The sequence below is a fragment of the Okeania sp. SIO2F5 genome, from assembly GCF_010692685.1.
Lineage (GTDB): Bacteria > Cyanobacteriota > Cyanobacteriia > Cyanobacteriales > Microcoleaceae > Okeania > Okeania hirsuta.
In genome coordinates this window covers 1-16,883 of record NZ_JAAHGU010000149.1, presented here as the reverse complement: position 1 = coordinate 16,883, position 16,883 = coordinate 1, and the positions used below count along the sequence as shown (strand labels likewise).

General features: G+C 38.4%; 4 protein-coding genes. All 4 read right to left on the bottom strand.

Features of this window, described 5'->3' with window-relative positions:
- Positions 1-2,017, bottom strand: a 2,017-nt coding sequence (locus F6K27_RS28120) for a type I polyketide synthase (protein ID WP_287279325.1), incomplete at its 3' end; no start/stop codon positions are given.
- The gene (locus F6K27_RS28115) at positions 2,014-7,722 is read right to left on the bottom strand and encodes a type I polyketide synthase (RefSeq protein ID WP_287279324.1); all 5,709 of its coding nucleotides are present in this window, start codon (positions 7,720-7,722) and stop codon (positions 2,014-2,016) included. The genes F6K27_RS28120 and F6K27_RS28115, both read right to left, overlap by 4 nt.
- 12 nt (positions 7,723-7,734) lie before the next feature.
- Complete coding sequence (locus tag F6K27_RS28110) at positions 7,735-13,800, bottom strand: type I polyketide synthase (protein WP_287279323.1); 6,066 nt, start codon at positions 13,798-13,800, stop codon at positions 7,735-7,737.
- A 7-nt stretch (positions 13,801-13,807) separates the two neighbouring features.
- A partial coding sequence (locus tag F6K27_RS28105; protein WP_287279322.1) for an SDR family NAD(P)-dependent oxidoreductase occupies positions 13,808-16,883 on the bottom strand: 3,076 nt, incomplete at its 5' end.

The following is a 16,883-nucleotide window of genomic DNA, read 5'->3' as shown; positions in this document are numbered from 1 at the left end:
CTACATATTCTCCTACGCTATGCCCCATGAGTATATCTGGTTTGATGCCCCATGACTGCCATAGTTGACACAGAGCGTATTCTATGGCAAATAAGGCTGGTTGAGTGTAGGCTGTTTGGTTGATTAAATCTGAGTTTTGTGTTGTTTGTGTATCTGGATAAATTACGGAAAGTAAGGGATGTTCTAAATAGGGTTGCAAGAGCTGGGAACATTGGTCAACTGTGTGGCGAAATAGTGGCTGAGTTTGGTATAACTCTCTTCCCATATTCAGATATTGGGAACCCTGTCCTGTAAATAGGAACGCTTTTTTGGGTGATTGATGATTACTAGAGAGTTTTCCATAAAATACACCTAATGGTTCTTCTGCTGCACGAATTTGTGCTAATTTATCTGCTAATTCTTGTTTTTCAGAGGTAATAATAGCTAGACGATGGTCAAAGTGTACTCGCCCAGTATTTGCTGTATAACATATATCTGCTAAGTCTAATTCAGGATGAGTTTCTAGATGATGTTGATAGCAAATGACTAACTCTGTCAGAGCAACTTCTGTCTTAGCTGATAATGTTAATAAATATGAGAGAGACTCTTGCCAGTTATCCTTTTCATCTTTCAGCTTTTTGCTATTTTCTGGGAAAAATCCTTCTTCTACTATCATGTGGACATTAGTTCCACTAATACCAAAAGAGCTAATGCCTGCTAACCTTCTTTTTTCTTCTGAGTTCCAGACTATTGATTCTTGAGGCACAACTACAGGAATTTCAGACCAAGGAATTCTAGGATTAGGCTTTTTCAAGTGTAAATGAGCAGGAATCTTTTTCTGACATAGACTCAATACAACCTTAATTAAACCAGCAATTCCTGCGGCTCCTTCAGTATGACCTATATTTGTTTTCACACTTCCAAGAACTAAAGGATGGTCTGAAAGTCGAGAAGAGCCGTAAATATTTGTTAATGCTTCTACCTCTATGGGATCTCCCAAAGGTGTTCCTGTTCCATGGCACTCAATGTAATCCACTAATTCTGGCTCAGACTGAGCATTTTTCAATGCTTGGCGAATCACCTGTTCTTGAGCTGGTCCATAGGGTACAGTTAAACCACTACTAGGTCCATCATGGTTAACAGCAGAACCTCGAATTAGAGCCAAAATATTGTCACCATCTCTACGAGCATCTGATAAACGTTTGAGTACGACTACTCCACATCCTTCTCCTCTTCCATAACCATCAGCCGATGCATCAAAGGTTTTACAACGACCATCAACAGAATTCATTTGAGCCCGAGATTCTAACAAACTAGCTAGCGGTGTCAGGATAAGATTCACTCCCCCTACCAAAGCCAAATTACATTCTTGACCACGCAAACTTTGACATGCTAAATGACAAGCAACTAAAGAGGATGAACAAGCCGTTTCGACTGTAAGGGTAGGTCCATGTATCCCTAAAAAGTAAGCTAATCTTCCTGCTGCTGTACTGGCATCGCTAGCGAAGAAAGGTTCAATTTTTCCAGCATTTTGGATTAATTGGGCATAATCTTGAGTCATCATTCCCACAAATACACCTGTTTGGCTGCCAATTAAATCACTGGCAGATAAACCAGAATATTCAAGACTTTCCCAGATAACTTCTAATAAAAGCCTTTGTTGGGGATCCATCCAAGACGCTTCTCTAGGAGAAATGCCGAAAAAACTTGCATCGAAACGATCAACTTGTTGCAAGAAATTGCCATAACGACTGTACATTTTACCTGGGCGTTCAGGATCTGAATCGTAATAGGCATTAATATCCCAACGATCATGGGGGACTTCTTGAACGGCATCAACCCCATTCTCTAAAACTTTCCAGAAAGCATCAGGAGAATCACCCCCACCTGGAAATCGACATCCAACTCCGATAATTGCTATGGGCTCAGTTTGAGCATTTTGTAAAGTTTGCAGGTTTGCTTTTGTTTTACGTAATTCAATTAACGCCTTCTTCATTAATTGAATTTCGTCTATTTTAGGTGTAATATTACTATTCATTTGCACCCATCCTCCAAGCTAAGTTCATCAGAAAGCAGTTCTAAAATTTCATCTTTAGATACATTCTCCAATTGTTCATTTAGATTGTCTACTTCTAGAACAGATTCTCCTACTTCATCAGAGTATAATAAAACCTCTTTCATTATGTAATTAACAATCTTTTCCACTGTTGGGTAATTGAAAATAAAAGTAGAGGTAAAGGCATGATCTAAGTTCCTTTGCAAACTATTCCTTAAATCCATTGCCATTAAAGAATCTAGACCTAAGTCAAAAAGTCCCTGTTGTAAGCCAATTTGCTCCCAATTATCTAATCCCATCACTTGAGCTACTTGCTGACAAACATAAGTAACTAATAAATTTTGCCATTGCTTAATTGGTTTTTCTTTTAATTCCATAAGAAAAGTAGATTTTGGCGATGATAATTGTACAAGGGACTTAATTTCTTCTAGCAAAGGCCAGAAGGCTTCATCGTGCATTTGAGAAATAAATCTAGACCAATTGATAGGAAATACTCCTACTTGGATAGCTTGATTAGTCAATAATTCTGTTAAAGCCTGTAATCCTTCTTCATTATTAAGGGGAGTTATACCTTGAGATCTCATTCTCTGTTGGTGATGACTGTTCAGGCGAGAAGCCATTCCTTCTTGGCTCCATGGCCCCCAATTAATGCTTAATGCAGGTAATCCCATTCCTCTGCGATAATGGGCTAAAGCATCCATAAAAGCATTAGCAGCAGCATAATTTGCTTGGCCTAGATTCCCTAGCAAAGATGCTGCGGAAGAAAAGTAAACAAAAAAGTCGAGAGGTATATGCTGAGTGAGTTGATGGAGATGCCAACTACCCTGTATTTTTGGCTTCATAACTTTGGTAAATTGGTTCCAATTCAGGTCTGAAACCATACCATCTTCCAATACTCCAGCAGCATGAATTACTCCTTTTAGGGGTGGCAACTTTGGAGAGGAAAAAGAGTTGTCTAATTGATGATTCTCTTGAAACTGTTCAATTATTTTGGCAACATCCTCTTCCTTAGAAATGTCGCCATTAACTACTCGCACTTCTACTCCTGTAGTCTCTAATTTCTCAATTTTTTCTCTAACATTGGAGGACGGTTGCTTACGACTAACTAGAACAAGATGTTTAGCTCCATTGTTTGCTAACCAAGAAGCTGTTTCTAAGCCTAAATCTCCTAATCCTCCCACGATTAGATAACTTGCGTTTGGTTCGAGAAAGATTCTCTTTGAGTTTTCTTGTGGCAACTGTGGCTCTAAATTCCCATTTGCCTGCTGCTCTTGGCGTTTTGGTTGCTTGACTAGGCGAGATACATAACGTAATTCTTGACGATAAGCGATTTGGTTTTCCCTCTCAGGAGATAAAAGTTCCTGAATTAAGGGTTTTAAGATATCATGAATATTTTCTTCACTACCGTACTCCAAGTCAACTAATCGACAATCTATTTCGGGATGCTCAAGAGCAAGTACTCTTCCTAATCCCCACAAAGTGGCCAATTCTGGTTGTACTACCTCCCTCGCTTCAAGGACATTTTGGGTTCCCATAGTTACTAACCACAAGGATGGCAGATTGTTGTTACTACTAGCAGTAAGTGCCTGTACTAGATAAAGCAAGCTCTGTAAACATAAATTTTGAGCCTTCTCTACTTTTTCTAAATTTGAAGGTTCATGGCTTGGCAATACAGTCCAGAGATAAATAATCTCATCTATGTTTGAAGCATCTTGCAGTAGGCGTTGAAAATCTTGAACTTGACTGGGATCAATTTGATAGTGTTGCTCATCTAGCTTTTGATAACCTGATGATGGAAAGATAAATACACAATCCTTCTGTTGCAGTTGTTCTTCCATAGCTAACATCACTTCTTCTTCTACCCTCACTGAGGCAACAAATATCAGTCTTTTCTTTCTATGAGTTGTAGAAAAAGCTTCTTGTTTAATTTCTAGAGATTTAGGCTGCCAATTGATTTGATAAAGCCAATCCTTAATATCTGATTGCAGAGTTTGAAGTAATACTTTTTGATTAGCTTTCCTCACTTCAAAGTCAATTACTTTTGCTAATATTTTTCCTGATGCAGTAAACAACTCAATATTAGCTTTAAAAGATTCCAAGGAAGTTCCCTCATTCTTTTTTAAATCAGCGTGACACCAAACCTGATTACTATCGGGAACATCATAAAAAATAAACTCTCCTATCCTAAAAGGAACAAAAGTTTCATAATCTCGATCTAATTGATCGTCTATAGCTCCTCCTAATAGTTGAAAAATTGAATCAATTAAAGTAGGATGAAGTTGATACTCCTGGACATCTTGAAGCACCTCTGGAACTTGAAGCAGTCCTAAAATTTCTCCTTCTCCTTTCCAAATCTGCTTAAACCAGCGAAATGTATTTCCCAGTTCAATTTTTCTCTGAGCAAGGGCTTCGTAAATTTGTTTGTTATCAATAGGTTGAGTACAGCAAGTTTGAAATTTCTCTAAAGAAGTACTGGGGCTTATCTCTGTGCTGGGAAGGATTTTACCTTGAGCATGAATAGACCAATTATCATTCCTTTCACTTCCAGCAAAATTACTATCTATCTGATCGTTTAGACTTGGTTCAAAGCTAATAACCTCCAAAGAATAACCCATTTTTTCTGGAGTCAAAACAACTTGTAAGGTTCTCTCTGCTTTTTCGTTAAGTGCTAGAGCTTGAGGAAAGAAAATATCTTCCAATTTGCATTGTTGATTGGAAAAGAGAAAAGAAGCAGTAGTTAATAAAGTAGAAATGTGACAAGCTCCTGGGACTACTACTTCTTGATAAATACGGTGGTCTAAAAGAAAGGGTAATAATGATGTACTAAAACAAGATTCAAAAAAGATTTGCGGGCATAAAGGAGATTGTAATTTTTTATGAACCAGAGGATGTAGTTTCGCTTCTTGATTTAAACCTTTGTCTTTTTTCGCAGTATTACTTATCCAATAGCGTTGCCTTTGGAATGGATAATTTGGCAAGACTACTTTCTTTTTTCTCAACTTATTCCCCAGTTGTAACCAATCTATTTTGATTTCTTGTACATATAGTTGTCCTACACTTGAGAGCATTGACTGCCATTCATCTACTCCCGGGCGTAATGATGGCAACCATACACCTCTTGATTCTGGTAAACATTGACGTGCCATTCCTAATAAAATTGGTTTCGGTCCAATTTCGAGGCAGATTTCATACCCACTTTTGTGCAAATTCTCTATTGCTGAGGCAAATTTTACTGGTTGCCGTGTATGGTCTACCCAATATTTGGCACTGGTGATTCTGTTGTCTGCTATTGTACCTGTGAGGTTAGATATAATTGGTATTTGAGGTTGATTTATTTTGACTTGATTGACTAGTGTTTCTATATCTCCTAGTATGGGTTCCATTAATGGTGAATGGAAAGCATGGGATACAATTAATTTTTTTGTTTTGATTCCTTGTGATTCTAACTTATATACTATCTGGTTGACTTCTAATGAAGACCCTGATATGACTACACTTGCTGGTCCATTTATTGCTGCTATTCCTACTTTTTCTTTGTGTGGGTTGACCGTTGCTATTACTTTGTCTATTGATGCCATTACTGACACCATTTCTCCACCTTTCGGCAATTTTTGTATTAATTTCGCTCTGGCTGTTACTAGCTTGAGGGCTGCTTCTAAGCTCCAGATTCCGGCTACTGTTGCTGCTACATATTCTCCTAGACTGTGACCCATGACTACATCTGGTTTAATGCCCCATGATTGCCAGAGTTTGGCGAGGGCGTATTCAATGGCAAATAGTGCTGGTTGGGTGTAGACTGTTTGGTCTAGTAGTGATGGTTTGCTATCAACATTTGTTTGAGGGTAGAGAATTTCTAATAGAGGATTTTCTAGTTGACTATTGAGGATTTCACTACATCGATCTATGCTTTCACGGAAGACTGGTGCCTGGTCGTAGAGTTTCCTTCCCATGTTGATATATTGAGACCCTTGACCTGTAAACAGAAAGGCAATTTTGGGAGTACTGCTGCTGGGAGAGTTGGCTTGGGAATATAAGAAAGCAGTTTCTTTTCCTGCTTGATATTGTTGTAGTTTGGCTGCTAGTTCTTCTTTGTTTGTCCCTACTACTGCGAGGCAGTGATGGAAATGTGCTCTACCAGTTTGGGCTGTGTAACAAATATCTGCTAGGGTTTGTTCTTTATGAGTTTCTAGATGTCTAATATAACGAGCTACTAATTCCGTGAGAGCTGAATCTGTTTTAGCTGAGAGGGTTAATAGTTGCACTGGAAGTTCTAATATCTCTTCTGTTTTCTCTTCCGCTGGAGCTTCTTCCAATACGACATGGGCGTTTGTTCCACTAAAGCCAAAGGAACTGACTCCTGCAACTCTACTTTTTTCTCCTACTTGCCAAGGAATCACCTGAGTAGGCACATGAGCCGGGAATTCTGACCAATTAATATAAGGACTAGGTAGGTTGAAATGCAGATGAGGTGCAATCTGTTTATGTTGCATTTGCAATACAACTTTGATTAAACCTGCGATTCCAGCTGCAGCTTCGGTATGACCAATATTTGTCTTAAGTGAACCAATTATCAACGGTTGCTCTTGAGAGTGAGTTTCCCCAAATACTGCTGCCAAAGCTCCCACTTCAATCGGATCTCCTAAAGATGTTCCCGTACCATGAGCTTCCACATAGCTCACGTGAGCTGGCTCTACTCCCCCGTTTTTTAATGCTTTACGGATGACTGCTTGTTGAGACAGACCATTAGGAACTGTTAAGCCACTGGTATGACCATCTTGGTTGATTGCAGTGCCACGAACTATCGCCAGAATATTATCTCCATCAGCTACTGCGTCAGATAGTCGCTTGAGCACTACTATTCCACATCCCTCACTGCGGACAAATCCATCAGCAGAGGCATCAAAAGTCTTGCATCGACCATCTGCAGAAAGCATACGAGATCTTGAATGATTAATATGGATTAATGGTGCAATTATTCTATTTACTCCTCCTGCTAGAGCTAAATCACTCTCTTGATTCCTCAGGCTAGAACAAGCCAGATGGAAGCTCACTAAAGAAGAAGAACAAGCTGTATCCACTGCTAGGTTCGGTCCAATCGCACCTAAAATGTAGGAAACTCTCCCTGATGCAGTACTCTGAGTATTTCCACTAGCAAAATAAGCATTAATTTTTTCGAGATCGCAGCTAGCTATTTGAGTATAATCACTACCTCCAATACCAAGAAAAACACCTGTCTGAGTTTTAGCTAGTTTGTGTGGATTCACCGCAGCATTCTCTAAAGACTCCCAAACCACCTCCAAAAGCAGACGTTGTTGAGGATCGAGATAATTTGCCTCCTTAGCAGAAATACCAAAGAAAGAAGAATCGAATTCCTGTAGTTGCCCGATAAAGCCACCATAACGGGTATATATTTTACCTGGAGTCTCTGGTTCTCGATCGTAGTAATCATCAATATTCCATCTGTCCTTGGGGATTTCAGTAATAGCATCTACTCCCTGTTGCAAAAGATTCCAGAAGGTTTCTGGGGTAGATGCTCCTCCGGGGTAGCGACAACCAATACCAATGATTGCTATTGGTTCTTTTGGCAATTTCTCCAATGCATCTATCTTTGATTGCAATTCTTCAATTACCAAAAATGCTCTTTGCAAAGGAGTTAGTTCTTCAATATTCTTTGATAAAGTTTTCATTATTTTTATACCTCATTTATTAATCATTAATGATTTGAGTTTTTGGTTAATTAATTCTTCTAACTGCTCTTCTGAAAGCTCTTTTGTCTTAGCAAACGAATCTTCTTGTTTTTTATTCTTATTACTTTCTATTGGTTTAGTGACTGAAGTATCTGAACCGTCTGCTTTTTCTAGTAGCTGTTGAGCTAAGTAATCTATCAGCTCTCCCATTGTTGGATAGTCGAAAGCTAGAGTTGAGGGAATTGAACACTCTAAAATTGTTTGCAATTTATTCCTCAATTCCACAGATGTTAATGAATCCATCCCTAAATCAAAAAAGCCTTCATCCAAGCCTATGGATTCCCCATTACTCATACCCAGTACCTTAGCTACTTGAGTTCTCACCAGACTGACTAACAACTCTCGTTTTTCGGATACCGTCGCTGCTTCTAACTGCTGTAGAAAATCTGATTTCGATTCTTGGGTAGTGCTAGTGGTGATTTCTTTCCAATCTGCCAGGAATGGCCATTTGTTGATTCGCTCTTGCCACGCGGACCAATCTATGGGCGCTATCCCTACTTCCACATCTGAACCACTCATCACTAACTCTAGGGACTCTAGTACATGCTCTGGTGTCATTGCACCTAAACCCTGCTGCTGCGCTCTGACATCTGCTCCACGTTCTGCTGCTTCTCCTATTTGAGACACTGCCCCAAAATTCAAGCTCAATCCTGGCAATCCCATACTTCGACGATAATGAGCCAGACCATCCAAAAAACTATTGGCTGCTGAATGATTTCCCTGACCTGGTGCGCCCAAAATAGATGCCATTGAAGAAAACAATACAAAAAAGTCTAATTGCAAATTTTTTGTCAATTGATGCAAATGCCAACCACCCTGAACTTTTGGAGACATCACTTTTTCAAAACTTGACCAACTCTGGTTGGGTAGCGTTCCATCAGATAAAACTCCTGCTGAATGAATTACTCCTGCTAGTGGGAAGGTAGATTGGTTAATGTTCTCAAATACCCGCTCCATGGCATCCCATTCCGACACATCAGCCTTTTCCACTACTACTTGGGCACCAGCTTGTTCCAACTCAGTTAATTTTTCGAGGATAGCGTTGTCAGGAGAACGACGTCCCAGTAAAACTAAATTATTGGCTCCTCTGGAGACCATCCAACGGGCTACCAGTAAGCCCAAACCTCCCATACCTCCTGTAATCAAGTAGGAAGCGTTTTCCCGGAAATTCAGAGGCACTTCTGTTTGCTGATCACTGCTGCGCACTAATCTAGCTACATAACGACTGTTTCCTCGCCATGCTACCTGGTTTTCTCTATCATCAGACCAAATTTCATCGAACAGTTCCCATGCTTGATGCTCTATTGTTTCTGTTGGGTCTAAATCAATTTGCATACAGGATAATTCTGGGTGTTCTAAGTTAATCACTTTCCCCATTCCCCACACCGCAGATTGTGCAACCCCAGGAATTGCCGGATTACTTTCCGGTACAGGTTGCGTTCCTGAAGTCACTAACCATAAACGAGGTGGTTGAGATAAACTAGATTTAACTAGAGCTTGTACAACTGATAATGTCGTACCACAACCCAGTTGAGATAAATTTTCTAACTCCAGAAAGCTAATTTCTTTCCCTACAAATGCTTCTGTTGTCCAACATTGCACTACTCCATATAATGTTGAATTTGAGTCTGCTGCTACATTTGCTATCAGTTCCTCGAATTCTTCTGGGTTATGGGGGTTAATCGTAAACTCTTCTGATGCCAGTTGTTGATATTTTTCTCCGACAAATACTAAAGTACACTGTTCTCCTACTGAGCGCATTTGATTAGCTAACTGTTGCGCTACTCCCTGAGTATCTGCTAGTATCAACCAATTCTTAGGTGTCCGTGATTTGACTTCCACTGTTGTTTCGTCAGCTTCCGCAACAATTACTGACTGCCGAGACAAACATTCTGCCATTCCCTCAATATCTGGTAGTGCTACTACTTGTTGAGTAAAACCAGTTTCACTAAGCACTTGCTTCCATTTGCTTCGGGACAACAGAGGATAGTCTGGTCGTAACTCATAATCTTGGAATTTCCACCATCCTTCTAATAATCCGAAGATTAAATCTATCCACTTCTGGGGAGTTGTTCCTTCCAACAATAACAACATTCCTCCTGGCATCAAGAGTTTTTTCACATGGGATAATGTTTGCTTGATATTGGCAGTAGCATGAAGGACATTAGCAGCTATAACCACATCATACTGGTGAGGTTCAAATCCTTGGTTTACTGGTTCTACTTCTATATCCAAAGTTTGATACTGTACAAATGGATATTCTTGGAACTTCTGTTTCGCTTTAGTAGTGAACAGCGTTCCCAGATCGCTGAATACATATTCCGTTTGCGTAGGTGGCAAATGAGGTAGAATATAGCTGGTTGTACCTCCTGTTCCAGCTCCAATTTCCAATATTCTTAGCCCACGGTGTTGTGGTAATTTCTCTATTGCTTTGGCGATCGCTTTTTCCACTATGGTGTTCATCACTTTCGCTGCTGGTGACTCTTGATAAAGTCTAGTAGCTGTAGTTAGGTCTCCTTCAGGAAACACTAATTGCACTGGATCGACTGCACCTCGCAATACCCCGCTCAGTTGTGATGCACAACGATGAAGCAGTATTAATGCAGCTTCTTCATCGGGATACTGACTCAGCAACTTCTGGCTTTTTTCACTAGGGTCAACTTTCTCCAAAGTTTGTAATACCTGCCATTGCTGTTGAGTTGACTGCACAATTCCCACAGATGCCAGAATTTGCAACATCCTGTTAAATAGTTGTCGCTGACTCTTGACTATACCTAGACGAGAAGCTGCAGAATCAATCGAAAAACTATCCGTTGGTTCATAAGGCCAACTCATTTCCTGTAATGCTTGCACTATATAGTCTATACTTAACTCTTCTAAGCAAGTTTGGATTTGCTCTGAGCGATCGTTATCTAACCCAGTTACTAATTCTTTCAGAGTAGAAGTTAATTGTTTTTCAACTTCTGGAGGTGTTGGTAGATAATCTGGAGACTGTAGCTGACTGAAAATAGCTGTTTTTCTCCATTCGACTTGATAAAACCAATCTTTGATGCTGACTGTTTCTAGTTGTTGTTGATGCTGTTTAGATAGTAAGTCTAGCAGTTTAGGTAATAAATCTATTTCACCTTGGGAAAGATTGCCAACTTTTTCTAGTTCTTGGGCTAAAGTATCTATTTTTCCCTGACTCAGTAGGTTAACGATCGTGGTATTACTATTTTCTGTCAATGAGCTTTGATTTCCATTTTTGCTTTTTTCTATCCAATAACGTTGTCGTTGGAATGGATAAGTAGGCAACATCACTTTGTTTCGTGAATAATCTTGATCAAACCTTAACCAATCTATATCCACTCCTTGTACATATAGTTCCGCCAAACTTTGTAGCATTTGCTGCCAGTCTGGTTGATTTGGTCTTAGGGATGGTAACCAAACTCCTACATCTTCTGGCAAACACTGCCTGACCATGCCTAACAAAGTGGGTTTCGGTCCGATTTCTAAGAAGATAGAATAACCTTCTTGATGTAAGGTTTTCATACTTTGGGCAAATTTCACACTTTGACGAATATGATTTACCCAATAATTTGCTGTGGCAATATTCTCATCTGCTATGGTTCCTGTGAGATTCGATACCAGTGGTATCTTCGGTTGATTGTAGGTAACTTCTGAAGCTATCCCTTCAAATTCTGCTAATATTGGTTCCATTAATGGTGAATGGAAGGCATGAGATACTTGTAGTTGTTTAGTCTTGATTCCTTCTGCTTCTAATCTTTCTTTGATTGTGCCAACTACTTCTGCTACACCTGAAATTACTATACTTTCTGCTCCATTGATTGCTGCTATTGCTATTTTGTCTTTGTAGGGGGCAATTATTTGATTGATTTTCTGTTCTGATGCCATTACTGATAACATCTTACCTCCAGCGGGTAACTGCTGCATTAACCTACCTCTGTGAGCAATTAGTTTTAAGCCATCTTCTAAACTAAAGACTCCGGCGACAGTTGCTGCTACATATTCTCCCACGCTATGTCCCATGAGTATATCTGGTTCTATTCCCCATGATTGCCAGAGTTTAGCTAAGGCGTATTCTATGGCAAATAAGGCTGGTTGAGTGTAGGCGGTTTGGTCGATTAAATCAATGTTTTCTGTTGTTTGTGTATCTGGATAAATTACAGAAAGTAGGGGATGTTCTAAATATGGTTGCAAGAGCTGGGAGCATTGGTCAACGGTTTGGCGAAATAGTGGCTGAGTTTGATATAACTCTCTTCCCATATTCAGATATTGGGAGCCCTGTCCTGTAAATAGGAAAGCTTTTTTTGGTGATTGACAATTACTAGAGAGTTTTCCAGAAAATACATCTAATGATTCTTCTGCTACACTAATTTGTGCTAATTTATCTGCTAATTCTTGTTTTTCAGAGGCGATAATAGCTAGACGATGGTTAAAGTGTACTCGCCCAGTATTAGCTGTAAAACAAATATCTGCTAAGTCTTGTTCAGGATGAGTTTCTAGATGATGTTGATAGCGAATGATTAACTCTGTCAGAGCAACTTCGGTCTTAGCTGATAATGTTAATAAATTTGAAGGACGCTTAAAAGAACTATGATGGGAATGAATTTTCTCAATTGTAAATTCTCTTGGTGCTTCTTCTAGAATTAAATGAACATTAGTGCCACTCATTCCAAAAGAACTAATCCCAGCTATTCTGGGTTTTCCTTCACAAGACCAAGGTACTAATGAGACAGGAATTTTTATAGCTAATTCATCCCAAGCAATGTGAGGATTTGGTTGATTAAAGTGTAAATGAGGCGGGATTTCTTGATGTTGAAGTGCTAAAACCACTTTTATCAAAGATGATATACCTGCTGCTGCCTCTAAATGCCCAAAATTAGTTTTTACCGAACCTACTAATAATGGCTTATCAACAGGACGTTCTTTACCATATACAGTATCTAAAGCTTCTATTTCTATTGGATCTCCTAAAGAAGTTCCACTCCCATGAGCTTCAACATAACTTACCTGATGAGGTTCTAATTTTGCGTTTGCCAAAGCTTCTTCAATTACTTTTTTCTGAGCTATTCTACTAGGGACTGTCAAACCATTACTAGGTCCATTATGGTTTATTGCTGAACCTCTAATTATTGCTAACACTAAATCACCATCATTAATGGCATCGGACAAACGCTTCAAGACAACAACACCACAACCTTCTCCTTGCCCATAACCGTTGGCAGAAGCATCAAAAGTTTTACAACGACCATCAGGAGATAGTGCTTTCAGTCGGCAACGACTAATTGTACCTCTGGGTGATAAAAGAAGATTTACACCACCTGCTAATGCTAAATTGCTTTCACATAAACGAAGGCTCTGGCAAGCTAGATGAATTGCAACAAGAGAGCTTGAACAAGCTGTGTCTAACTGAATGTTAGGTCCTTGTAAACCAAGTAAATGAGCAATACGTCCTGTACCCATACTTCGACATACACCTAAAGTTGAGTAAGCATCCCCATTATCTTGATTTTGCATATTTAGTTGGGCATAGTCATCTGTACAAAGACCCATAAACACGCCTGTTTTACTTTGTCTCAAGTTAGCCCATGTTTGTCCATAATTTTCTAGTGCCTCCCATGAAACCTCTAAAAGCATTCTTTGCTGAGGGTCTAAACTAACTGCTTCCCGAGGAGAAATACCAAAAAAATCAGGGTCAAACTGGTCAACTTGCTCCAGAAATCCTCCTTCTTTTGTGTAGGCTTTTCCACCAATTTCTGGATTTTGATCGTAGTATATATCAGCATCAGCATCCCATCGTTGAAATGGTACTTTGGTTATGGCATCTGTACCATTCCGTAATAACTGCCAATATGCAGATAAGTTATCAGCCCCACCTGGAAATCGGCAACTCATGCCAACGATAGCAATTGGTTCTGTTTTTGTCTGATTTGCAGCTTCAAGCTTAATTCGCATTTCCTTCAAAACTTGAAGCAACTGTTCAGATGAAAAATTTTTTTGAGTTATTTCAGACATTTTATTTTTAATCCTGTATTAAAGTTTGAATTTTTTCTAATTCTGCAGCAATTTCATCATTAATTTTTTCTTTTGATTTTTCTTTGCATTCCAAATCACCTATATTTGGCACATGCTCATTTTGAATCTTTTCAAATTTATCCTCTGATTCTTGCTCTTCTGAAAAAAGTTTCTTGATTAAGTATTTAGAAAGTTCTTGAATATTAGAAATATCAAATAATGTGGCTGTACTAATAGAACAAGTTAAGCTAGAATTCAACAAATTTCTTAATTCAACTAGACTTAAGGAATTCATTCCCATGTCAAATAATCCTAAGTCTAATTCTGGAAGTAGAGAATGAGAAAATCCTAGCAGTTTACCTATTTCAATTTGAAGATAATAACTCAGAACCTGTTGACGCTTGTTTTTTTGTGCTTCATTAAGTTTTTTCATAATCTCTGAAGTTTGTTCCGAAACTCGCTCTACCTTTGAATAAGAATCTATTTTTTCTAGAAATAACCGTTTTTGTCCTACTTCATAAAATTGTTTAAATAAAGCCCAATCAATATCTACTACTACTGTTTGAGGATGATTGGCTGCCAACAGTTTGCTCAAAGCAGCTATACCTTTTTGTGGCTCCAAAGACTTAATACCTATCTTGCTTAACCAATTCAATCTTTCTGTATCTGCCATTCCTCCTCCTGCCCATGGTCCCCAATTAATGCTATTACTTGGTAGTCCTATAGCTTGACGATAATGGCTTAACCCATCCAAAAAATGGTTAGCAGCAGCATAATGAGCTTGATCGACTGAACCCCAAACTGCTGCGATAGAAGAGAAATTGACAAAAAAGTCTATTTCTTGATCTTGAGTTAGCTGATGCAGTAACCATCCCCCTATTACCTTGGGACGAAGTATTGCTTCTAAATGATTGAGTTTTATTTCCTCAAAAGGTTGAACTTTTGCAACTCCAGCAGCATGAATCACCCCTTTAAGAGGAGGCATGGACTTTTTCATCTGTTCCATAACTCTCACTAAGTCTTCCTTCTTAGATACATCTGCTTCAGCTACGATTATTTTTGTTCCTCGTTCTTCTAATTTAGAAATAGTTGCTTGTACTAATTCATTTGGTTTACTTCTACTCATTAAAACTAAATACTTAGCTTGCTGAGAGACTAACCATTGTGCTGCTTGTAAACCTAAACTACCTAGTCCTCCAGTAATTAAATAAGTTCCTTCAACATCAAATGAAACTGGTTGGAATTTTGGCAGTAATTTTTTGACTAAACGAGCTGCATAGGTTTTTCCTGAACGAAAGGCGATCTGTGCTTCTTGTTGAGTACCTGTTATATTTTGCCAGAGCATTTCTGCTTGATTTTCAGATATTTTCGGATCTAAGTCTATTAACCCTCCCCATAATTGAGGATATTCTAGAGAAATTACTTTCCCTAGTCCCCAGAGCGGAGTTTGAGCAACTGCTAATTCTTTTGTTTGGGATATTACAGGTTGAGATCCTCTAGTAATTAGCCACAGTTGAGGCGAAATAGATTTAAAGTTTTTTACCAAAACTTGTGTTAAATGTAGCACACTGCCACAACCTAATCTTTGTGCTTGCTCCAAACTAGAGGTCGTCAGTTCCACAGATGGGCAAGACTCTAAGCTCCACAAATGAACTATTCCTTTCCAAGAATCTGAGTTAGTTGCTACTATTTCTTGGCATAAAAACTCAAAATCATCTTGTTTAGATGGGTTAATTTCCCAGCTTTCCTTCCCTTGCTTTTTGTAAGTTTTACCAGGGAAAATCATAACGCAGCGATCGCCACTTTCTTCTATTATTTTTCTCAGTTGTAGGCCAACACCACCCAGATCGCTAAAGATCAACCAAGTTCCTTTTTCTGTAGCTGGGATACTTTTTTTAATTAAATATTTGTCTTTAGGGATTTGATTTTGCCATTCCACTCCATAAAAAAGTTGCTGTAATGAGACATCAGAATAATATAGTGGTGCATTGAGTTTTTCTTGATTCCACTGATAAATTTCATTTACTGGCAAGTTATTTTGTTTTTTTGCACTCAAAATTACATAGCTTACTAGCCCCCTACGAAGCATCTTGTACAAATTATCATAGGATTTAAAACCTACTTTAGTATTTTCGCTGAAATTAAATTTTTTACATACATATTCTAGATTATTTTCAAAGTTCGGATCGTATAACCCATTGGCAATTTCCTGACTAATATCTACATAATCTACAATCTGAAGATTATTGTTTGATAGCAAATTAAGCCATTCCTTTTTGGGAATTAAATAAGAAGAGTGAGCATCATAGTCAATAGAAAAAGAGCCACTAGAGATAAAATCGGATAAAACTAAATGACCATCTTGATTTAGATGATTACCAATATTAGTAAATAATCCCTCTTTATTTTTGACATGACAAGCTACTTCAAAACCATAAATCATATCGTAATTATCTGGAAATTCATCATGTGAACTATTACGATTAAAAATTTGTACTCTATCTTGCAAATTCAGTCTATTTATTTTTTTATGTGCTAGCTCAACTTGCTCCTTTGATATTGTGTAACCACAAAGCTTCATATTTTCGTGATTCTTCGCCAAATCGATCAAATCTGTGCCATGGCCACAACCAAAATCAAGAACTTTTTTACAACAATTAAAGTCTATTTTTTCATAAGCTATTCTTCTTATTTCTTGTTGAGCAATTTTAAGAAGATTATCATGTTTTTTTTCTGATATTTCTATAAGCCAAGAGAAACCAGGAATAATTTGTGGCAAAGGAGCATAATTTAAAATTATTTCTTCATCTTCCTTTTCAAAATTAATCAGTTCATCGTAATAGTCAATAACTATAGGTTTTGAAATTTCCAGACTTTCTATCCAATAACTTTGTCTTTGAAAAGGATAAGTGGGCAACACTACTTTATTTCGTCGATCATCTCCCTCAAACCCTAACCAATCTATATCCACCCCCTGTACATACAATTTTCCTAAACTACACAGCATCTGTTCCCATGCACCTACTTCTTCACGCAAAGATGCTAACCATAAGTACTTGTTTTCTCCTACACATTGACTTCCC